This is a genomic window from Citrobacter sp. Cm038, assembly GCF_030333105.1.
In the GTDB taxonomy this organism is placed as follows: domain Bacteria; phylum Pseudomonadota; class Gammaproteobacteria; order Enterobacterales; family Enterobacteriaceae; genus Citrobacter; species Citrobacter murliniae.
Genome location: NZ_JAOWGO010000018.1, coordinates 85,249 through 105,091, shown reverse-complemented (window position 1 = coordinate 105,091; position 19,843 = coordinate 85,249). Strand labels below are relative to the sequence as shown.

The following is a 19,843-nucleotide window of genomic DNA, read 5'->3' as shown; positions in this document are numbered from 1 at the left end:
TATGATGTCTGCACACAAATAAGACAATACATTATGCAGAGGGAAAGATGAGTTCCACCAGAAGAGGGATGATGAACGTCCTGATAGCCGCCGTATTATGGGGAAGTTCAGGCGTTTGCGCGCAGTACATCATGGAGCAAAGTCAGATGTCGTCGCAGTTTCTGACCATGACACGTCTGATTTTCGCCGGGCTCATTCTGCTGATGCTCTCTTTTGTGCACGGTGACAAAGTCTTCTCCGTTATCAAAAACCGCAAAGACGCCATCAGCCTGCTGATTTTTTCTGTGGTCGGGGCTCTCACCGTACAACTGACCTTTCTGCTTACCATTGAAAAATCCAATGCCGCCACCGCAACGGTACTGCAATTTTTGTCACCGACAATTATCGTGGCGTGGTTTTCGGTGGTACGCAAAGCGCGACCGGGAATATTAGTGCTGACGGCGATCTTCACCTCGCTAATCGGCACATTCCTGCTGGTCACCCACGGCAACCCGACGTCGTTATCCATCTCGCCTGCCGCGCTGTTCTGGGGGATCGCTTCGGCATTTGCTGCCGCGTTCTATACGACATATCCCTCTGTGCTTATCGCGCGTTACGGTACGCTACCGATTGTCGGCTGGAGCATGTTGATAGGCGGCCTGATCCTGCTCCCATTCTATGCCGGGCAGGGAACGAACTTTGTGGTCAATGGCAGTTTGATTCTGGCATTTTTCTATCTGGTGGTGATCGGTACATCACTGACGTTTAGCCTGTACCTGAAAGGTGCGCAGATGATTGGTGGGCCGAAAGCGAGCATTTTGAGCTGTGCAGAGCCACTGAGCAGTGCCTTACTGTCCCTGCTCCTGTTAGGCATTACGTTCACTTTACCGGACTGGCTCGGTACGCTGCTGATCCTCTCTTCAGTGGTGCTGATTTCAATGGATTCCCGCCGCCGCGCCAGAACGGCATAACGCCAACCAGCGCGGTGACGGGCGAATATTACCAGCCCGGTACCGCGCCGCCGTTAAAAATTTTCTCGGCTGCTTTCGCCACTTCCGGTGACTGATAAGATTGCAGGAACTCTTTTACATTCTCTGCATCTTTGTTGTCTTCTCGCGCCACCAGAATATTCACGTACGGTGAGTTTTTGTCTTCAATAAATACGCTGTCATGTACCGGGGAAAGACCGGTTTGCTGAATGTAGGTGGTACTGATAATTGCCACATCCACTTTCTGATCGTCCAGTACACGCGGCAATTGCGCGCCTTCCAGCTCCATAATATTCAGATGGTGTGGGTTATCAGTAATATCCAGCGCCGTCGGCAACAGACCAGTGCCCTCTTTCAAGGTAATCAGTTTTTCTTTTTGCAACAGCAATAGCGCACGTCCGAGATTAGTTGGATCGTTAGGAATCGCAATTGTCGCGCCGTCTTTCAGCTCGGCAACGGTTTTGATTTTTTTCGAATAACCCGCCATCGGGAAGACAAAGGTATTGCCCACCGCCACCAGCTTAAAGTTATGCGCTTTATTATCCTGCTCCAGGAAAGGACGATGCTGGAAGACATTGGCATCCAGTTCACCATGATTGGTTGCATCGTTGGGTAGTAACGAACCGCTGAACCCTACCAGCTCAACATCCAAACCGTACTTCTCTTTGGCCACTTTCTTCGCAACCTCCGCCACATCCTGCTCTGCGCCGTTAATCACGCCGACTTTGATATGTTTCGCATCACTGCTTTGCTGATCGCAACCTGCCAGTAATATTCCCGCCAGCAATAATGCCGCCCCGGCCCCGAAATGAGGTATGTTCAGTTTCACGTTTTTATCCTTTTGAAATAACCGCCTGATGAGTAATGAATTGACTATAGCGGGAAGGCTGCTGCGGTTTAAAAAACGAAAAATTATCAGCAAGAAGAAAAAAGCATAACGAAGGAATATACAAAAAAATGCCCGGTGGCACGACGCTACCGGGCGACACGATTTCTCAACTCTCGGTGGATATTCAGCAAGCCATCCTTCCGGTCATCAAAATGATTTTGATAAATAATGGCGTGCTGCCCCTTTTTCCGGGAAGTCTTCGAGGGTCATTTGTAACTGGTAACCGTTCTTTTGATAAAACGGCAACGCCTGGAAACTCATGGTATCAACCAGCGCATGCAAACACCCTCTCTCGCGCGCAGTCTGTTCTGCCGCCTGCATCAGCTTTGTGCCATGACCGCCTTTACGCAGGGATTCATGCATCCATAAAAACTCAATACACAGCCACTCACCTTTGATTTTACCAATCAGCCCACCCAGTATCTCGTTACGCTCATCGCGCCAGTAGACCGCCAGATCGCCAAAATTGGACGTTTTCAGGAACTGGAGATTGTAAGCACGCAGGCCGGTGAGCAGCGCATTCTGATCATCTTCTGTAACCGTATCCGTAATCTGTATCTGCATTCTATCCTCCTGAAAAACTACAACTTCTGGCTGATTAATTTTTCTACACTAACACAGGCTGATGAGTGAGCCGTATGCCGACTACACTTACTCTTGAAATTATGCGCGTCGACAACAAGGATTATTAACATGAAACGAGCCGTTTTTCCGATCATTGCCATTCTTTTCACGCTGCCGGGTCTGGCGCAGGCCGACTCGGCTTACGGTTCGCTACAGTCAGTTCACGAAAAAAACACTGTGCTGAAGGATTTACGTAAGATTTGTACCCCACAGGGGTCGCCATCGGATGAGGTGTGGGAAAAAACGATTATGGCTGATTCACGTAATCAGCAGCATATTCGCGAAGCCATTTTGGCAATACAAAGAAGTCATCAGGACAACTACTGGGAAGCACTTAGTAAGGTTGAATGTCCGGATATCTAGGCGCGAAGCAGAGTGCTTAACGCCTGATTGATACCGTTACCGCTGAGGAATAATTAAATCTCCGCGCAGCACGTACGAACTCAGCACACTCTGCGTTTTTTCATTTAACCAGCTGACTATACGTGCGGCCATGGCATCCATTGAATATTCAATAGCCGGGATTGTCGGGATACCGGGCAGGTGCAGTGTACCGGCCAGGCTAAAGACCATAATGTCTTCCGGTACGGATTTATTAAATGCCTGCAACTGCGGGATCACACGCTGGGCCTGCTGTTCATCCGCCACCAGCAGCGCGTTAAAATTGAGCGTTGACGCGTTATTTAGCAATTCCTGCAAGGCCACTGATGATGACGTCGCTTCCATAAACACCAGATTGCGGTTAAAGGGCAGGAAATTTTTTTCCAATGCATGTTTGTAACCCAGGAGTACCTGGTCGGAGAAACCCATACCATCCGGGTGGATCAACGCAATCTGGCGGCGATGCTGGCTAATCAGGTAGTTACATGCCGTTTCGGTAGCGAATGCGTGATCAAACTGGATGCTGTTGACATCATCGCCAGACTCCAGGCAATCCACCAGAATGACATTATCCTGACTAATACTTAACGGGAAACGTGCGCCAATAATCAACACGTCATCGCACAAACCGCAGCTTAGCTCATCAAGGGCGCTCATCACTTCCGCTTTGGTATTGGCAAAGCGAAGGAGGAGGTGTTTTTGATGCTGGCTAAGATGCTTTTCCAGCGCGTAGAGATAGCCCGTTGTCTGATTGATGTTGTCCTGTGCGCATATCACGCCAATGCAGCCTGTAGACTGGCTCAGCAGCGACTGTGCAATCACATTCGGACGATAATTGAGTTCATCCACCGCCTTCAACACGGCGAGACGGCTGGCCTCTTTTACGCCACGTGATCCGCTCAACACGCGCGACACAGTAGCTTTAGATACGCCAGCCAAACGCGATACATCGTTGATAGTAGACATCATTCTCCCCTGACAGGACCCGCCTGGCCCTTTCCTTCCTGTATTTAACATTGGCTTAAATAATCGCCACTCGCAGTATATCTGTTTCCGTTTTTCATGGAAACCGATTTTCCATTTGCACTCAAAAAGAGTTCAAACCACCAAATTTCGTGAGCTGGATTCAAATAATCAGCCTTATACGCATCAGATCTTGATGGCCATCACAGTTCCGTTTGCTACGAATGGAAACCGGTTTCCGTATGATATCAAATCAAACTCGCAATATGTTTTTACATTTAAAGGATGGCTAACAATGTTCAGGATTATGCTGTGCTGCTCTGCAGGAATGTCCACCAGTTTACTAGTTCGCAAAATGGTTGAAGAGGCGGACATTCGTGGACTACCGGTGAAGATTGAGGCATACGGTGTTGCCGAATTTGACACACAGTTTCCAAATTACCAGGTGGTGCTACTTGGCCCCCAGGTAAAATATATGCTTAACACACTCTCAGAAAAGGCTGCCACCCAGGGTATACCCGTAAAAGCCATAGATATGATGGATTACGGTATGCAACGTGGTGACAAAGTGCTGGATTATGCTCTGTCGCTGATTGAAGCGGCACACTAGAAAGGTGTCAATATGAGTTCGTTATATCAGTCAATGGTTGCCGTCATTGAACAATCCATCACCCCCCTCGCCGGAAAGCTGGGACAGCAAAAGTATGTGATTGCGATTCGTGACGGTTTTACGGCGGCGCTGCCGTTTATGATCATCGGCTCCTTCATGCTGGTGTTTATTTTTCCTCCGTTCTCTGCCGAAACCACCAACAGCTTTGCCCGTGGCTGGCTTGATTTCTCTGCCACCTATCGCGAACAGTTGATGCTGCCGTTTAACCTCAGCATGGGTGTTATGACGTTCTTCATCTCCGTCGGCATTGGCGCCAGTCTGGGCCGACAGTTTAACCTCGACCCGGTAATGTCCGGTCTGCTGGCCTTTATGGCGTTTTTACTGGTTGCAGCCCCCTATGCCGACGGGAAAATCTCTACGCAATATCTCTCCGGTCAGGGGATCTTTACCGCGCTGATCACTGCTATCTATTCCACCCGCATGTATGCGTGGCTGAAGCAGAATAACGTGACCATTCGCCTGCCTAAAGAGGTGCCGACCGGCGTCGCCCGCTCATTTGAAATCCTGATTCCGGTTCTGGTCGTGATTGCGACCCTGCATCCGCTAAACCTGTTTATCGAAGCACAAACCGGAATGATCATTCCGCAGGCAATAATGCACCTGCTGGAACCGCTGGTTTCCGCTTCTGATTCCCTGCCCGCAATCCTGCTTTCCGTCCTGCTGTGCCAGATTTTCTGGTTCGCCGGGATCCACGGTTCACTGATTGTCACTGGCATTATGAATCCATTCTGGATGGCCAACTTATCTGCCAACCAGGCGGCTCTTGCCGCTGGCGCTGCATTACCACATGTTTATCTACAGGGCTTCTGGGATCACTACCTGCTCATTGGCGGCGTGGGATCGACATTACCACTGGCATTCCTGCTGCTGCGCAGCCGCGTCGCACACCTGCGGACCATCGGCAAAATGGGAATTGTGCCTAGTTTCTTTAACATCAATGAGCCTATTCTGTTTGGTGCGCCGATCATCATGAACCCGATGCTATTCATTCCATTCGTTTGCGTATCGCTGGTTAACGCTGTGCTGGCATATAGCGCCACAAAACTTGGCTGGCTGGCACAGGTTGTTTCACTGACACCGTGGACCACACCAGCACCAATTGGTGCTTCCTGGGCCGCGAACTGGGCATTAAGCCCGGTGGTGATGTGCTTTATCTGTATGGCGATGTCAGCGCTGATGTACCTCCCTTTCCTGCGCGCATACGAACGCTCTTTGATGAAAACTGAAGAGCAAAAAGCCCAGGATGCCGTCTCCGTGGCGAACGCTGCCCGTAGCAACTCATAATCGATCAAGGAGTCAGAACAATGAGATACCGTTTTCCTGAAAACTTCTGGTGGGGCAGTGCCTGTTCAGCGCTGCAAACCGAAGGGGATAGCCTGAACGGTGGCAAAAGCCAGACCACATGGGACGTATGGTTCGACCGTCAGCCAGGCCGTTTCCATCAGGGGGTTGGCCCGGCGAACACCTCGACATTTTATCAGCACTGGAAGCAAGACATCGCGCTGCTGAAGCAACTGAAGCACAACAGCTTCCGAACTTCCCTGAGCTGGTCGCGCCTGATCCCTGACGGTACGGGTGAAGTAAATCCTGAAGCCGTCGATTTCTATAACAATGTGATCAATGAGCTGCTGGCACAAGGCATCACGCCATTTATCACCCTGTTCCACTTTGACATGCCAATGGTGATGCAGGAAAAAGGCGGCTGGGAAAACCGGGAAGTGGTCGAGGCATTTGGTCGCTACGCACAAACATGCTTCGACTTGTTCGGCAATCGGGTTAAGCACTGGTTCACCTTTAATGAACCGATTGTCCCGGTCGAAGGCGGCTATCTGTATGACTTCCATTATCCAAACGTGGTGGATTTCAAACGTGCCGTAACCGTGGCGTACCACACTGTACTGGCACATTCGACGGCAGTTCGCGCGTATCGCGCCGGGAACTATGACGGTGAAATTGGCGTAGTGCTAAATTTAACGCCTTCCTATCCACGCTCACAAAATCCGGCGGATGTGAAAGCCGCACACCATGCGGATCTGCTCTTCAACCGCAGTTTTCTCGACCCGGTACTGAAAGGTGAATATCCTGCGGACCTGGTGGAACTGCTGAAAGAGTACGATCAGCTGCCCACGTGTAAGCCTGGCGATAGCCAGCTGATAGCCGATGGCAAAATCGACCTGTTGGGCATTAACTATTACCAGCCCCGACGGGTGAAATGTCGTGATAGCGCGGTCAATCCTGATGCACCGTTTATGCCTGAATGGTTGTTCGATTATTACGAAATGCCGGGACGCAAAATGAACCCTTACCGTGGCTGGGAAATTTATGAGCCAGGTATTTACGATATTATTACCAACCTGCGAGATAATTACGGTAACCCACGCTGTTATATTTCTGAAAATGGAATGGGGGTAGAAAACGAACAGCGATTCATTCAGCAGGATCAAATCAACGATGACTACCGTATTGAATTCGTTTCTGCACATCTTAAATGGCTGCATAAGGGAATAAGCGAAGGCTGTAATTGTCTTGGCTACCACATGTGGACCTTTATTGATAACTGGTCATGGCTCAACGGATATAAAAACCGCTATGGCTTTGTTCAGTTAGATTTAGAAACGCAAAAACGTACGGTGAAAAAGAGTGGCGAGTGGTTTGCCGATACCGCCGAAAACAATGGTTTTAATTGAGAACAGAAGATCATGATTGCATTAGAAGAAGCAGTAATGGAAATCATCGTTAATGCCGGCCAGTCCCGAAGCCTGTGCTTCGAAGCACTCCACGCTGCACGCGCCGGGAACATTGATGAAGCGAAAAGCCTGCTTCGTGAGGCTGATGGCTACGCACGTCAAGCTCACCACATGCAAACAAAATTGATCGAACAGGACGCCGGGGAAGCCCGGCAGCCTATGACATTAATTATGGTGCATGCGCAGGACCACTTAATGACATCGCTATTAGCCCGCGAACTGTCAGAAGAAATTATTCATCTGTATCAGCGCTAATATGAACTTACACTTTACGAACGGAGAGTTTATTACGATTAAATAAAATATTTCTGTACCCGTTAACAAAATAAACAGATCAACTTGTTTTGGTGATAGCAAATTAACCCAAGACGGGATGGTTATTATCTTAAAATAAATTAATACACACGCTTATTCGGAATGCCTATGGCAACCTGAAGGGTAAAGTGTAAATGAGATAACCATGAATTTAACTAAGAAACTTCCACTAGCCATGGCGGTCGTGGCCGCGCTTTGCCCAGTTTCTGTCCTCGCACAGGAATTTACTCAGGAACAAATCGACGCCATCGTCGCCAAAGCCGTAGATAAAGCACTTACGGAACGTCAGGCGAAAATGGACGCTGCTGTGGCGAAAAAAGCCGATGTGATTAATGAACCACAAAGTGCAGCACAATCCCCGGATATGGCGATTCCGTTCGGCGTGAAATTCAGCGGATATGCGCGCTACGGCGCACATTTCCAGAGCGGTGATCAGAAATACGTCGGCGTTGATGGTTCCTATAACGGTGCGTCGGCCATTGGCCGTCTGGGTAACGAAGGCAACGGCGGCGAATTCCAGCTCTCCAAAGCGTTCAAAAGCGACAACGGCGCCATCTGGGACATCAACGTGATGATCGACCACTGGGGCGACGAAGTTAACCTCAAAAAAGCCTACGCCGGCGTAACTAACGTGCTGGAATCCAATCCTAACGCTTATATCTGGGCGGGCCGCGACTTCCATCAGCGTCCACAACAAGGCATCAACGACTACTTCTGGATGAACCATGACGGTCAGGGAGCCGGGGTTAAAAACTTCGACATTGGCGGCGTGCAGTTTGATGTCGCCACTGTCGCCGCGGTTGAATCGTGCAGCCCGGAAGTGATGGAAGACGAAGCCAACCCATCACGCATTACCTGTACCGGCGGTTCTGGTACGGGCGATAAGGGTAACTACGCAATAACGTCCAAAATCCACAATATGAAGGTCGGTCCGCTGGATCTGGAGATTTACGCCAACTATGGCTTTGACTCTAAAGCCGTCGAGAGCGATGACCGCCTGAAAGCCTGGCAGGGTGCATTTGTGCTGAGTCACACTAACGACAGTGGTGTGAACAAGGTTATCGCCCGTTATTCTGATAATTCAGATAACAGCGTCTATAACAAAACCGACGATCTGACAGCGATATACGCCAGTTTTGAGGGGAACCACAAGTTCACCCAACAGGCGCAGGTCGAATACCTGCTGGCGTTCCATGATTACGACAACAGCACAGACAAGAGCGACAACCGTAAGAACTACGGCGCGATTATACGTCCGATGTATTTCTGGAACGATGTTCACTCCACCTGGCTGGAAGCAGGCTATCAGCGGGTTGATTATGATAACGGCGGGGATAACAACGGCTGGAAGTTAACGCTGTCGCAGAACATGTCGATCGCTATGGGTCCAGAATTCCGCCCAATGCTGCGCTTCTATGTCACCGGCGGCAAAGTTGATAATGACCGCACTGCTCGCGTCAACGGTACGAAGGATGAAACGCTGGATGACTTTAACCTCGGCGCAATGTGGGAGGCGTGGTTCTGATTAGTGAAAGGTGTAATGCCTGATGGCACTGCGTTTATCCGGCCTGTATTGCGATTGTAGGCCGGATGAGGCATTTACAACACCATACGGCAAATAGAACTGGCGATCACTGCATACCCTTTATGCGAACTTTCGCTGCCACCAGAAGCGCCGTCAGCAGCATCAGGCTGCCAGAGAGCATCAGGGGCGACAGCAGTCCGAGGTTATCGAGTGCATAGCCTCCAACCGCAGCCCCACAGGTATTGGCAAGCTGGATCACGGCGACCTGGACGGATCCGGCTTTTTCTGCCTGATCGGCAAGCGAGCGGGTGATCCACGTCGACCAGCCTACCGGTACCAGAGCGAACGCCAGTCCCCAGATAATCGCAATGCCTGCCGCCACAACTTTGTCACTCCCCCACAGGATCAATACCAGCGCACTGAGCGCCAGCACCAGCGGCGCACCTGCCAGTGCCAGTTTGACCGAACGTTTCAGAATCACAGAAGAGAGCGACGTGCCAACAAAGCTGGCAATACCAAAACTCAGCAGTACCAGCGTCAGGCCATCAACATCAAATCCCGCCAGATTCATATACACCGGGCGAATATAGGTAAAGAAGGCGAACTGCCCGGCAAAAGACATAAAGATGGCGATCATGCCGGCCATCACACCAGGACGTTGCAACAGGCTGAACATATTTTGTTTTTGGTGCGATGGCTCGCCAGGCAACGAAGGCAGCGATTTAACAACCCAAATAATACACAGCACCCCCATTACCGCTGCCGCGTTAAAAACGTTGCGCCAGCCGATGATACCGCCAAGGAAGCTGCCCAACGGAGCGGCGATCACCAGCGCGATAGAAACTGCGCCAAAGATAACCGACAGTGCTTTCGGTACCGTGCGGGCGGGCACCAGACGCATGGTCAGCGAGGCCGACATCGCCCAGAAACCGCCGAGCGCCAGCCCAAGGCAGGCACGACCAATCAGCAGCAGCGTAAAAGAGTTAGCAAATGAAACCAGCAGGCAGGAGAGCGTCAGCAGCACGGAGAACAGGATGACGATATAGCGGCGGTCGGTCGCCTGAATAATTTGGGTAATAAACAGGCTGGCAAACATGGCGACAAATGCCGTCACGGTCACCGATTGTCCGGCCACACCTTCTGAAATCCCCAGGTCCTGCGCCATAGGCGTCAACAAACTGACGGGCAGAAACTCAACGGTTATCAGGCAGGCAACACAGAACGCCACGGCGAATACCGCCGACCAGTTTGGTCGGGCATTTACCTCAGCGCGGGATTTTTGTTCAATAACGTCACTCATTTTGTAACCTGCGTGGTATTTCTGTAGAAAAGTCACGCAGTGTAACATTAAAAATGTGACGGATTTAACGTTTAGGCAACTTTCCAGGATTTGCAATAGCGCTGCGCGGCAGATCGCATAATAAAAACGACGCATTGATACGCCAAACAGGATATGACCAATATCAACAACCATGAACCCGCTGGATTTCGCGAGTTAGCCAGGCATTATGCGCTTCTCAACGACGATAAGATTACTGCGCTTGTGAGGCAAAATTATCGGTCGTACCTGGCAGATAGGTTTCCGGCCAGATAATCGCACTGTGTTGAGTCGCTTGTTTCATGATGCACCTCGTCGTGTAAGTGTAACGAGGGCCCCTGTGCGGGAGATAGATATAAATATTATGACGATTAAAAATAATCGTCATAAACAAGCATGATATCAGTGCAGCCAGTGCACCCCATCTTCAGGTTGAAAAAAGGCGTTATAGCGCATCTGAAACGCATTTATTTCCTGCATATCTGGCTCCATTTCTCGCAGAAAACCCAGCGCCAGGCGCACCTGTGCATCGGTAACCGGCGCTGCCAGGCGGACTTTTTGCAACAATCGATGCCACTGCAGCAAGTTCTGTTCACTACCGTCAACAATGACGATTTGCCAGATCAACAGCACCTGGGCGGCATTTTGCAAATGCGATTCGTCAGGCCGATGAAGATACTGTAAAAACGCTTCTCCCTGCACTTTTCCCATCTGATCGATCATCGATTCTACCGGCACGACGTCAATGCTCAACCGTTCGCTCAGGCGACGAATCGCGCGTCGTGATCCAGACGTCAGCACCCGAAAACCCACTACAAAAACAACAACCAACGTGGCCAGCATTATCCAGATCATGAGTTCTCCTGCGTTATCCGCGCTCATGATATCTGGAAACAGACTGCGAATACTAATCCACCAGGATGATTTTCAACGCAAACAGCAATGCCACGGCGACCACACAAAGATTCAGCTCACGCCAGCGCCCGGTAAACACTTTCATGATGCAATACGACATGAAACCCAGCGCAATTCCTTCGGTAATAGAAAAACTAAAGGGCATCATCACCGTCGTGATAAAGGCAGGCACTGACTCGGTTAAATCATCCCAGCTAACGCGCGCCAGGCTTGAGGTCATCAGCACACCCACAAAAATAAGCGCACCTGCTGTCGCATAGGCAGGCACCATACTGACCAGAGGTGAAAAAAACATCACCAGCAAGAATAGCGCACCAACCACCACGGCAGTCAGCCCCGAGCGTCCACCGACCGCCACGCCGGCCGTACTTTCAATGTACGCCGTTACGGAAGATGTGCCGATAAATGCCCCTGCAACAGAGCTGACACTATCCACGTACAACGCCTTATTCATATTGGGAAATTTACCGTCACGATCGATTAATCCGGCTTTATCTGTTACGCCAATTAATGTTCCTGATGAGTCAAAGAGATTAATTAACATAAACGAGAAGATAATACCGGCCAGATTCAACGACAACGCACCGCGTAAATCAACCTCACCAATCACTGCACTGATGTTAGGTGGTGCAGAATATATACCGAGGAACTGAACATCACCAAAAAACAATCCACAACATGACGTCACAACAATAGAAATCAATACTGCCGCATGGAAATTACGCGATGACAGGACCGTAATAATAAAGAACCCAAGAATACCTAACAATACGCTATGTGAGCTTAAATCACCGATCGCCACCAGCGTCTCTTTATTGGCAATAATAACGCCTGAATTTTTTAAACCCATCAACGCAATAAATAAACCGATACCGCTGGTAATGCCAATACGTAAGCTAGCGGGTATGTTTGAAATCATCCAGTAACGAATACGAAAAAGGGTAAGCAGAAATAATCCGACGGCACCCCAAAATATCGCCCCCATCCCCGTTTGCCAACTCACCCCCATCGCCCCCACGACGACAAAAGCAAAAAAGGCATTCAGCCCCATAGCAGGAGCCAGGGCTACCGGCAGATTGGCAATCAGTCCCATCGCAATACTGCCGATGCCCGCAATCAGGCAAGTGGTCACAAACACCACCTTCGGGTCCATTTGCGCAGCGCCCAGTATTTGCGGATTCACAAAAACGATATACACCATCGTTAAAAATGTCGTCATTCCCGCAATCATTTCTGTACGTACTGTGGTCTCGTGCTGTTGCAACTTAAATAATCTCGCAAGCCACCCTGAGCTCTCGTTTACATCATCACTGATTTCATTATTCATTTTTTTCATCCATTGATGAGAGTATAAATCCAGTCTCTTTTTAAAACAGATGGCATACTTAATTCAGTGATAGTTATCACATTGCAAACGCACGTTAATCGATAAACTTTAAATAATCACAGCTATTCTTAAATGATAAATAACAATCAAATTGATAAAATCAAAATGAGAAAAATATGAATAATACGATTAACGATAAATTTCATTACATTAGCCGTCAGCAAAGACAAAATTTGCTAGCTGTTTCTCGCGGTGACGCACCTGCCGATTATATTATTGATAATGTCAAAATTCTCGATCTGATCAACGGTGGAGAAATGCCAGGGCCAATCTTGATTAAAGGACGGCATATCGCCGGTATCGGTCCGGAATATTCTCATGCCAGTGCATTACGGCGTATTGATGCTCACGGCGCAACAGCAGTTCCCGGTTTTATCGACGCTCACCTGCATATTGAATCCAGCATGATGACACCTGTGGCCTTTGAAACCGCGACGCTTCCTCGCGGGCTCACTACCGTCATCTGCGACCCGCACGAAATCGTCAACGTGATGGGGGAAACTGGCCTTGCCTGGTTTATCCGCTGCGCCGAACAGGCAACACAAAATCAATATATTCAAATCAGTTCCTGCGTCCCGGCGCTGGCTGGCTGCGACATCAACGGTGCCAGCTTTACGCTTGAACAAATGCTCACCTGGCGGGATCATCCACACGTTGCCGGTCTGGCGGAGGTAATGGATTACCCTGGCGTCATTGCCGGGCAGGACGCACTTCTTGATAAAATGGATGCCTTTCGACATCTGACGCTGGACGGTCACAGCCCCGGCCTGCAAGGCAAAGCGTTGAACGCTTACATTGCCGCCGGAATTGAAAATTGCCATGAAAGCTACCTGCCAGAAGAAGGACGACGAAAGCTGCAGCTTGGAATGGCGTTGATGATTCGCGAAGGTTCTGCCGCCCGCAACCTCGACGCGCTGGCTCCGCTCATTAACGCGCTAAACAGCCCACAATGCATGCTGTGTACCGACGATCGTAACCCCTGGGAGATCGCCCACGAAGGGCATATTGACGCACTGATTAGACGCCTCATTACACAGCACCACGTACCGCTTCACATCGCTTACCGCGTCGCCAGCTGGTCTGCTGCGCAACATTTTGGCCTGCGCCATCTCGGCCTGCTGGCTCCTGGAAAACAGGCGGATATTGTCCTGCTCAGCGATGCCCACAACGTCACGGTGCAACAGGTCTTTATTAAAGGTGAACCACTCAATGCCGATGCGCTGAAAGCTGACGAATCGTACAGGCTGGCGCGCACAGCGCCTCCATACGGCAACACCGTGGCGCGGCAACTGGTCCGTGCCACGGATTTTCGGTTTCATTTCACCCCTGGAAAATGCTATCGGGTGATTGAAGTCATCCCCAACGAATTAATCACCCCCGCCAGCAAATGCTGTTACACGGAAGACGGCTTTGATCGTGATGATATTTGTTTTATCGCTGTTCTTGAGCGCTATGGCTATCAGCACCCACCTGCCTGTGGTTTATTAGGCGGGTTTGGGCTGAAGGAGGGGGCGCTGGCAGCAACCGTCAGCCACGACAGCCATAACATCGTGGTCATCGGTCACAGCGCTGAAGAGATGACGGTGGCGGTTAATCAGGTGATCGCCGACGGTGGTGGCTTATGCGTGGTTCGTCATGGGGAAGTTCAATGCCATTTAGCGCTACCAGTCGCCGGACTGATGAGCACTGATACGGCAGAATCGCTGGCCGAACAAATCGATTCACTGAAAGCAGCAGGCCGGGCGTGCGGCACGCTCCCCGATGAGCCCTTTATTCAGATGGCATTTCTCTCTTTGCCGGTGATCCCCACGCTAAAGCTCACCAGCCAGGGATTATTTGATGGCGAAGCATTTACGTTTACATCGCTGGAGATTGCTGACTCGCCGTAAGGAACAGCGAATCCGAAGCATAAAAAAAGCCCGCTATGAGAACTTTATTCATTGGGCGTTATCGGCGCAGACAGTTTGAACACGGACAGCGCACAGAAACCGGAATGTACAGATAGTACCTGAGGATTTCGAGCACTGCCCTGGTTCAAAATGACAAGCAAGATAGCCCTGATGAATAAGATTCAGAGGCGGGCAAAAGTTACCAATACACACTTAAGCGGTTTTTAACTGCTGGATCTTTTTCTCACGGCGAATTTTACGTTCTTCAAATACGGCGACGATAGCCATCAGGCAGATACAGCCGATAGCGGCGGTATCCAGCGCGGCGAAAGTCCCCGCCCAGCCGGTCAGACCAAAGACTGGCGTACCATCGGCAATCATCCCCAGACCCAGCTTGGCAAAGCTGTCGCCAATCAGATAAGCGAAAGTGCCTTTAATCCCATCAGCCGCACCGATCGCTTTTTTCGGTACGAAACCAACTGCCGCCACACCAATTAACAATTGCGGGCCAAACACCAGGAAGCCAAGGGCAAACAACGACGCCAGATAAACGTACTGGTTGCTGGCGTGCTGGTAGACACCCAGCGTGGCAATGATTAATGCCAACGCGACACAGGCCACCAGCGCACGACGGCCGTTTGCCAGGTCAGAGAGCCAACCCCACAGCAGCGTACCGACCAGCGCCCCGACTTCAAACAGGGTAAAGCCCTGAATCGCGACTTCTTTGGAGAGTTTCAGCTCCTGGAAGGCGTAGACAGTGGACCACTGATCGATACCGATGCGCACCACGTACAGGAAGATGTTGGAGAAGCACAGCAGCCAGATCACTTTGTTTTTCAGCACGTACTCAACAAAGATCTGCCACTTGGTCATGTCATTTTCTTCAGTCTCTTTGTCCTCTTCGCTGATCTCTTCCCCAAACAACTCTTCGGCTTTACCCAGACCATAAGATTCCGGGGAGTCGCTGCCATAGCGCAAGCCAATAAAGCCCACAATCAGGGCGATAATCGACGGGAAGATAAACATGCCGATCACGTGACCATCGAACAGCACATTAGCACCAAACAACGCCACGCCTGCCGCACCTGCACCACCGAGGTTGTGTGAGATATTCCACATCCCGAGATAAGAGCCACGTTTACGGCGCGGTGTCCATTTGGTGATCGTCGAATAGCTGCACGAGCCACCGGTACTCTGGAAAAAACCACTCAGCGCGTAGAAGGCAATCATCAGGAACAAGCTGGTTGAGCCTGCGCCCATGCTGGCGCTGAAGCCGAGCATACAGATAGCCGAGAGGATCAGCATAAACGGCAGGAACTGCTTGGTGTTTTTGCCATCCGCGTAATAGGAAACCAGCGTTTTACCTACACCGTAGGTGATGGAGAAGCCCAGGCCAATCATCCCCAGCTGTGTCATGCTCAGCCCGTAGGTGGAGATCATGTCGTTCTGCGCGATGTTAAAGTTTTTGCGGATCAGATACATGGTCAGGTAGCCGATGAAAACCACCAGGTAGGACTGCATGAATGGTTTGAACCACATTTTACGCCGCACATCGAGCGGCAAATCCAGGGTCGGCTTGCGCACCTGGTTTAGAAAGGCCAGCATAGGACACTCCCGAGCTAATTTTTATACCTGCGAATGGCAGGCATTGTAAAAATCAGCCCGGAGGCACGCCTGAGACAGCGTCCAGGTGAAACCGGGAAAATTTCTTAGTTTTGCCCCACTCGGGGCAAAAAAGTGAGGTGCATCACGCTTCACTAACTTCGCGCGGAGCCTGAGCATTCAAAAACGGCAGCAACAGCAGAGCAGAAATCCCTGCGGCAATGGCGATTACCACGAAAAAACCGGTCCAGTGCCAGACCTCCATCACCTTCGCCAACGGCCAGCCGGAAAGCGACGCGCCCAGATAAGCGAACAGCCCAACAAACCCGGTTGCCGCGCCCGCAGCATCTTTATGCGAACACTCCGCCGCCGCCATACCGATCAGCATCTGCGGGCCGAAGACAAAGAATCCGGTAGTGAAGAAGCACGCCGCCTGCATCACGTAACTGGCAAACGGCATCAGCCACAATGAACCCACAGAGAGTAATATTCCGGCGGCAAAAATCAGGTTCATCGGGCCACGGTTCCCGTTAAACAGTTTGTCCGAGCCCCACCCCGCAACCAGTGCACCGATAAACCCGCCCAGCTCGAACATGGTCACTGCGGTATTAGCGGTGACCAGGTCAACACCCAGCGTCTCGGACATATACAGATTGCCCCAGTCATTAATCGCAGCACGCACCACGTACACCAGCACATAACACAACGACAACAGCCAGATATACGGATTCAGCAGCACATATTTGGTGAGGATCTCTTTTCGGCTAAGCCCCGCACCTTCCTGCTGTTGGTCTATTTCCAGCTCATCGTGCCGCCAGTCGCCAATCGGCGGCAGACCAATCGCCTGTGGCCTGTCACGCAGTCGCCAGCAGAGGATCACGCCTACGACAATCGCCATCAGCCCGGCAATCATCATTCCCGCACGCCAACCATAGTGCAACGCGGTAGCAGCCATAACGATTGGGATCAGCGCCCCGCCGACGTTATGTGCGGTATTCCACAGCGCCCACCAGCCGCCGCGCTCGGTACGCGAATACCATGCGGTCAGTAATCGGGCGCATACGGGCGAACCCCATCCCTGAAAGAAGGCGTTCAGCGCCCACAGCACGGCAAACGCCCATAGCGAAGTAGAAAAACCAAACAGAATGTTCACTACTCCGGTGGCAATCAGCCCGATGCCCATAAAATAACGGGCATTAGAGCGGTCGCTGACGACACCGGAGACAAACTTTGACAACCCGTAGGTGATATAAAACAGCGTCGCCAGCAGGCCAATATCGCTGCGGGTCAGCACACCGCTGGCAAGGATTTCCGGCACGGCGGCGTTGAAGCTTTTGCGGGTGAAATAGAACAGCGCATAACCAAACCAGATGGTCAGCAGAATATGCCGCCGCCAGTAGCGGTAACGGGCATCGATCTCGTGTTTATCGGTAAGGCGCGGCGCGTTCGCCGGGGCTTTTAAAAACTGAAACATTGTCGCTCCTTACGCATAACGCTGAGGCAAAGACACGCTAACTCGCGTACCGTGCGTACAGGAAATAGCAAGCGAACCTCCGAGGGCAGTGATGCGCTCTCGCATCCCGGTCAGGCCAAATCCCTGCTGATTCACGCCCACCGGCAAGCCGCTGCCATCGTCCTCAATCACCAGCATTAATCGCTCGTCCTGAAGCCACCCCTGCAGCGTTACCGCGCTGGCGTTAGCGTGCTTCACTATGTTATTCAGACCTTCCTGACAGACGCGAAACAGCGTCACCCGCTGACTTTCGCTGAGCACGGCTTCATCTATCCGCCAGTCAAGATGACTGACGATACCGCGACTCTCCAGTTCCATTTCTCGCATCAAGGAGCGGATAGCCTGTTCCAGCGTCAAATCATCCAGTTGACGTGGACGTAAGCGCCCAAGCAGGCGGCGTACCGAATCATAGACACCCAGAGAGAGCTGCTCGATATGCGCCCCGCTCTGCTTGACGCCCGCATTTTCCGGGGCCAGCCGCTGTACGATGCCCGCCTGAGTGCGAATGGCGGTAATAGTCTGGCCGATGTCATCGTGTAGCTCACGCGCTACGTCGCGACGCACGCTCTCTTCGGTTTCCAGCAGGCGTTCTGCCAGGCGATGATTACGCGCCAGTTCGTTTTGCAACGACTGGTTTAATTCACGCAAACGCTGAATGCCTGCACCGAGCAGCAGTCCGGTCAGACTTTGCGCCAACAGTGAGAGCAGCAAATCAACCGGATGATCGTGCCAGGTCTGGCTGGCAATGAGTGCGATAGCGTTCATCAGCGTCGCAATCAACGCCCCCTGCCAGCCGTAGTGCCAGGCGAGCGCTATAATCGGCAGCGCCAGGCAGAACGGCGTAAAGCGTGACAACTCATCCGGCAACCCCAACTGGAGCCACAGGCTGACGCTGAACAGCAGCAGATACCACACCAGGTGCCGCCCGCGCCAGTTCACCGGCTGGGAAATCACCGCCGGACCAAGCGGCAGCCAGGTGGTACTGGTGAGATAGTGCCAGAACACCAGGCAGACAGGAGCCAGCGTCAATCCACCGGTTAACGTCAGCAGCAGGGCGTTCCACGCCTCGCCACCTTGCCCCAGCCACGGAGCTGACTGCAGCAGCGCCGCCGCGGTCAGCGCCGCGCCCTGTAACAGCAGAGTGCGCCAGTCGCGCTGATGGCGATAGCGAGAGATCAGTGCCACAGGGAGCAGCGTCAACAGGCTACCGATCATCAAAAGAGGTAGATGTGCCAGCGCAACTTCCTGCGCCAGCCAGAACAGGAGCAGCCATTCCGCCCCCAACAACACAGGCCAGTAGCCACGCGGACATTGCAGCATCAGTCCCAGACGCAAGCCGAACGGAAATAACAGTACCGCCAACTCAGGACGCTCTACGAGATGCAGGCTGACACTCCACAAACAGAACCATGCGGCGGAGAAGATAAAGAAACAGGCGACAACAGTGATTAAGCGGGAGAAAAAGGTGTTCATTGCCAGCCGTCAAACATCCGTCTCGCCAGTTCAACATCGTTACTGACGCCCAGCTTTTCCATCAGGTTAGCGCGATGTACGTGTACCGTTTTTGGCGACAGGCCCAGTTCGGCGGCAATCTCTTTCACCGCCATGCCCTGCGCCAGTTTTTCCGCCACCTGTCGTTCACGTTTGGTCAGTGGATCCTGACGCCCGGCAGCCAGCTTAACCGCAATATCCGGCGTTAAATAACAACCGCCCGTTGCGACGGTATGTACCGCTGCAATCAACTCGTCGGGACTACAGCGTTTGGAGAGAAAACCTCGCGCACCAGCGTTCAGCGCCTGTTCCACCAGCGCCGGACTGTCGTGAACGGAGAGCATGATGATCGCCATCCCTTTCGGCAACTGACTGAGTAACTCCAGCCCGGAAATATCCGGCATTGAGATATCACAGATGCACACCTGCACACCGCGTCCCGGCAACCCTGCCAGCGCCTCTCGCCCGGAGCCAAATTCGGCAACAACCTGCAAATCGGGTTCAAGCCCCAGCAACTGAGCAAAGCCGGAGCGGACGATAAGGTGATCGTCAATGAGGGCAACGGTGATCATGGTTTTGTCCTGGCGGGTATAAAAAACGCGCTTACCTTAACGATATACACTTCATCCTTCAAGCTGCGTCTTTT

Annotated in this window: 18 protein-coding genes and 1 pseudogene; 9 read left to right on the top strand and 10 right to left on the bottom strand. The window is 51.6% G+C overall.

All coding sequences use genetic code 11. The features are described from left to right. Positions 1–47: 47 nt before the first annotated feature. On the top strand, positions 48–950 hold the full coding sequence (locus OGY01_RS09375; protein ID WP_045448874.1) for a carboxylate/amino acid/amine transporter: 903 nt from the start codon (positions 48–50) through the stop codon (positions 948–950). A gap of 28 nt (positions 951–978) precedes the next feature. On the opposite strand, the gene nlpA is transcribed toward OGY01_RS09375, so the two are convergent. Both nlpA and OGY01_RS09365 read right to left on the bottom strand, forming a co-directional pair. Next, on the bottom strand, positions 979–1,797 hold the full coding sequence (nlpA, locus tag OGY01_RS09370) for a lipoprotein NlpA (protein ID WP_045448875.1): 819 nt from the start codon (positions 1,795–1,797) through the stop codon (positions 979–981). Between the two features lie 207 nt (positions 1,798–2,004). Continuing rightward, positions 2,005–2,421, bottom strand: a complete 417-nt coding sequence (locus tag OGY01_RS09365; RefSeq protein ID WP_200011156.1) for a GNAT family N-acetyltransferase — start codon at positions 2,419–2,421, stop codon at positions 2,005–2,007. Between the two features lie 129 nt (positions 2,422–2,550). Here OGY01_RS09365 and OGY01_RS09360 point away from each other — a divergent pair, with 129 nt between their 5' ends. After that, positions 2,551–2,844, top strand: coding sequence for a YicS family protein (locus OGY01_RS09360; protein ID WP_045448878.1), 294 nt, complete (start codon positions 2,551–2,553; stop codon positions 2,842–2,844). Between the two features lie 36 nt (positions 2,845–2,880). Here the strand turns inward: OGY01_RS09360 and OGY01_RS09355 are convergent, their stop codons facing one another. Further along, positions 2,881–3,828, bottom strand: coding sequence for a LacI family DNA-binding transcriptional regulator (locus tag OGY01_RS09355; RefSeq protein ID WP_045448881.1), 948 nt, complete (start codon positions 3,826–3,828; stop codon positions 2,881–2,883). A gap of 292 nt (positions 3,829–4,120) precedes the next feature. Here OGY01_RS09355 and OGY01_RS09350 point away from each other — a divergent pair, with 292 nt between their 5' ends. From OGY01_RS09350 to OGY01_RS09330, 5 genes are all read left to right on the top strand, one after another. Continuing rightward, the gene (locus OGY01_RS09350) at positions 4,121–4,435 is read left to right on the top strand and encodes a PTS sugar transporter subunit IIB (RefSeq protein WP_045448882.1); all 315 of its coding nucleotides are present in this window, start codon (positions 4,121–4,123) and stop codon (positions 4,433–4,435) included. A gap of 12 nt (positions 4,436–4,447) precedes the next feature. Continuing rightward, complete coding sequence (locus OGY01_RS09345) at positions 4,448–5,779, top strand: PTS sugar transporter subunit IIC (RefSeq protein WP_286492948.1); 1,332 nt, start codon at positions 4,448–4,450, stop codon at positions 5,777–5,779. A 20-nt stretch (positions 5,780–5,799) separates the two neighbouring features. Continuing rightward, positions 5,800–7,182 (top strand): 6-phospho-beta-glucosidase GmuD, encoded by a 1,383-nt coding sequence (gmuD, locus tag OGY01_RS09340; protein WP_286492946.1) that lies wholly within the window; start codon positions 5,800–5,802, stop codon positions 7,180–7,182. A 12-nt stretch (positions 7,183–7,194) separates the two neighbouring features. Next, the gene (locus OGY01_RS09335) at positions 7,195–7,497 is read left to right on the top strand and encodes a PTS lactose/cellobiose transporter subunit IIA (RefSeq protein ID WP_008786514.1); all 303 of its coding nucleotides are present in this window, start codon (positions 7,195–7,197) and stop codon (positions 7,495–7,497) included. Positions 7,498–7,702: 205 nt separating this feature from the next. Next, positions 7,703–9,082 (top strand): carbohydrate porin, encoded by a 1,380-nt coding sequence (locus OGY01_RS09330; RefSeq protein ID WP_286492943.1) that lies wholly within the window; start codon positions 7,703–7,705, stop codon positions 9,080–9,082. Positions 9,083–9,188: 106 nt separating this feature from the next. Here the strand turns inward: OGY01_RS09330 and nepI are convergent, their stop codons facing one another. Then, complete coding sequence (nepI, locus tag OGY01_RS09325) at positions 9,189–10,382, bottom strand: purine ribonucleoside efflux pump NepI (RefSeq protein ID WP_048223494.1); 1,194 nt, start codon at positions 10,380–10,382, stop codon at positions 9,189–9,191. A gap of 138 nt (positions 10,383–10,520) precedes the next feature. On the opposite strand from nepI, the pseudogene OGY01_RS09320 reads away from it, so the two are divergent. Further along, positions 10,521–10,676 (top strand): annotated as a pseudogene (locus OGY01_RS09320) (hypothetical protein); the annotation flags it as partial. 126 nt (positions 10,677–10,802) lie between these two features. Here the strand turns inward: OGY01_RS09320 and OGY01_RS09315 are convergent. After that, entirely contained in the window at positions 10,803–11,255 is a 453-nt protein-coding gene (locus OGY01_RS09315) for a DUF1198 family protein (RefSeq protein WP_045448890.1), read from the bottom strand. A 52-nt stretch (positions 11,256–11,307) separates the two neighbouring features. Continuing rightward, positions 11,308–12,642, bottom strand: coding sequence for an NCS2 family permease (locus OGY01_RS09310; RefSeq protein WP_286492942.1), 1,335 nt, complete (start codon positions 12,640–12,642; stop codon positions 11,308–11,310). A gap of 176 nt (positions 12,643–12,818) precedes the next feature. Between OGY01_RS09310 and adeD the strand changes: the two genes are divergently transcribed. Further along, positions 12,819–14,591, top strand: coding sequence for an adenine deaminase (gene adeD / locus OGY01_RS09305; RefSeq protein WP_286492941.1), 1,773 nt, complete (start codon positions 12,819–12,821; stop codon positions 14,589–14,591). 213 nt (positions 14,592–14,804) lie between these two features. On the opposite strand, the gene uhpT is transcribed toward adeD, so the two are convergent. From uhpT to uhpA, 4 genes are all read right to left on the bottom strand, one after another. Next, a complete protein-coding gene (gene uhpT / locus OGY01_RS09300) occupies positions 14,805–16,196 on the bottom strand; it encodes a hexose-6-phosphate:phosphate antiporter UhpT (RefSeq protein WP_045448895.1) in 1,392 nt (463 codons plus the stop codon). A 142-nt stretch (positions 16,197–16,338) separates the two neighbouring features. After that, entirely contained in the window at positions 16,339–17,667 is a 1,329-nt protein-coding gene (locus OGY01_RS09295) for an MFS transporter (protein ID WP_048223172.1), read from the bottom strand. Between the two features lie 9 nt (positions 17,668–17,676). Continuing rightward, on the bottom strand, positions 17,677–19,179 hold the full coding sequence (gene uhpB / locus OGY01_RS09290) for a signal transduction histidine-protein kinase/phosphatase UhpB (protein ID WP_286492938.1): 1,503 nt from the start codon (positions 19,177–19,179) through the stop codon (positions 17,677–17,679). Next, positions 19,176–19,769 carry a response regulator transcription factor UhpA gene (gene uhpA, locus OGY01_RS09285; protein ID WP_045448904.1) on the bottom strand — a complete coding sequence of 198 codons (594 nt, stop codon included), beginning with the start codon at positions 19,767–19,769 and terminating at the stop codon, positions 19,176–19,178. Before uhpA ends, uhpB begins: the two co-directional genes overlap by 4 nt. Positions 19,770–19,843: the final 74 nt, after the last annotated feature.

Excerpts from the sequence above, each read along its gene's own strand:
- gmuD (WP_286492946.1), top strand. The coding sequence starts at position 5,800 with ATGAGATACCGTTTTCCTGAAAACTTCTGGTGGGGCAGTGCCTGTTCA.
- OGY01_RS09295 (WP_048223172.1), bottom strand. The coding sequence starts at position 17,667 with ATGTTTCAGTTTTTAAAAGCCCCGGCGAACGCGCCGCGCCTTACCGAT.
- nepI (WP_048223494.1), bottom strand. The coding sequence starts at position 10,382 with ATGAGTGACGTTATTGAACAAAAATCCCGCGCTGAGGTAAATGCCCGA.
- OGY01_RS09315 (WP_045448890.1), bottom strand. The coding sequence starts at position 11,255 with ATGATCTGGATAATGCTGGCCACGTTGGTTGTTGTTTTTGTAGTGGGT.
- OGY01_RS09310 (WP_286492942.1), bottom strand. The coding sequence starts at position 12,642 with ATGAATAATGAAATCAGTGATGATGTAAACGAGAGCTCAGGGTGGCTT.
- uhpB (WP_286492938.1), bottom strand. The coding sequence starts at position 19,179 with ATGAACACCTTTTTCTCCCGCTTAATCACTGTTGTCGCCTGTTTCTTT.
- OGY01_RS09335 (WP_008786514.1), top strand. The coding sequence starts at position 7,195 with ATGATTGCATTAGAAGAAGCAGTAATGGAAATCATCGTTAATGCCGGC.
- uhpA (WP_045448904.1), bottom strand. The coding sequence starts at position 19,769 with ATGATCACCGTTGCCCTCATTGACGATCACCTTATCGTCCGCTCCGGC.
- OGY01_RS09360 (WP_045448878.1), top strand. The coding sequence starts at position 2,551 with ATGAAACGAGCCGTTTTTCCGATCATTGCCATTCTTTTCACGCTGCCG.
- OGY01_RS09350 (WP_045448882.1), top strand. The coding sequence starts at position 4,121 with ATGTTCAGGATTATGCTGTGCTGCTCTGCAGGAATGTCCACCAGTTTA.
- OGY01_RS09365 (WP_200011156.1), bottom strand. The coding sequence starts at position 2,421 with ATGCAGATACAGATTACGGATACGGTTACAGAAGATGATCAGAATGCG.
- OGY01_RS09345 (WP_286492948.1), top strand. The coding sequence starts at position 4,448 with ATGAGTTCGTTATATCAGTCAATGGTTGCCGTCATTGAACAATCCATC.
- OGY01_RS09355 (WP_045448881.1), bottom strand. The coding sequence starts at position 3,828 with ATGTCTACTATCAACGATGTATCGCGTTTGGCTGGCGTATCTAAAGCT.
- uhpT (WP_045448895.1), bottom strand. The coding sequence starts at position 16,196 with ATGCTGGCCTTTCTAAACCAGGTGCGCAAGCCGACCCTGGATTTGCCG.
- OGY01_RS09375 (WP_045448874.1), top strand. The coding sequence starts at position 48 with ATGAGTTCCACCAGAAGAGGGATGATGAACGTCCTGATAGCCGCCGTA.
- OGY01_RS09330 (WP_286492943.1), top strand. The coding sequence starts at position 7,703 with ATGAATTTAACTAAGAAACTTCCACTAGCCATGGCGGTCGTGGCCGCG.
- adeD (WP_286492941.1), top strand. The coding sequence starts at position 12,819 with ATGAATAATACGATTAACGATAAATTTCATTACATTAGCCGTCAGCAA.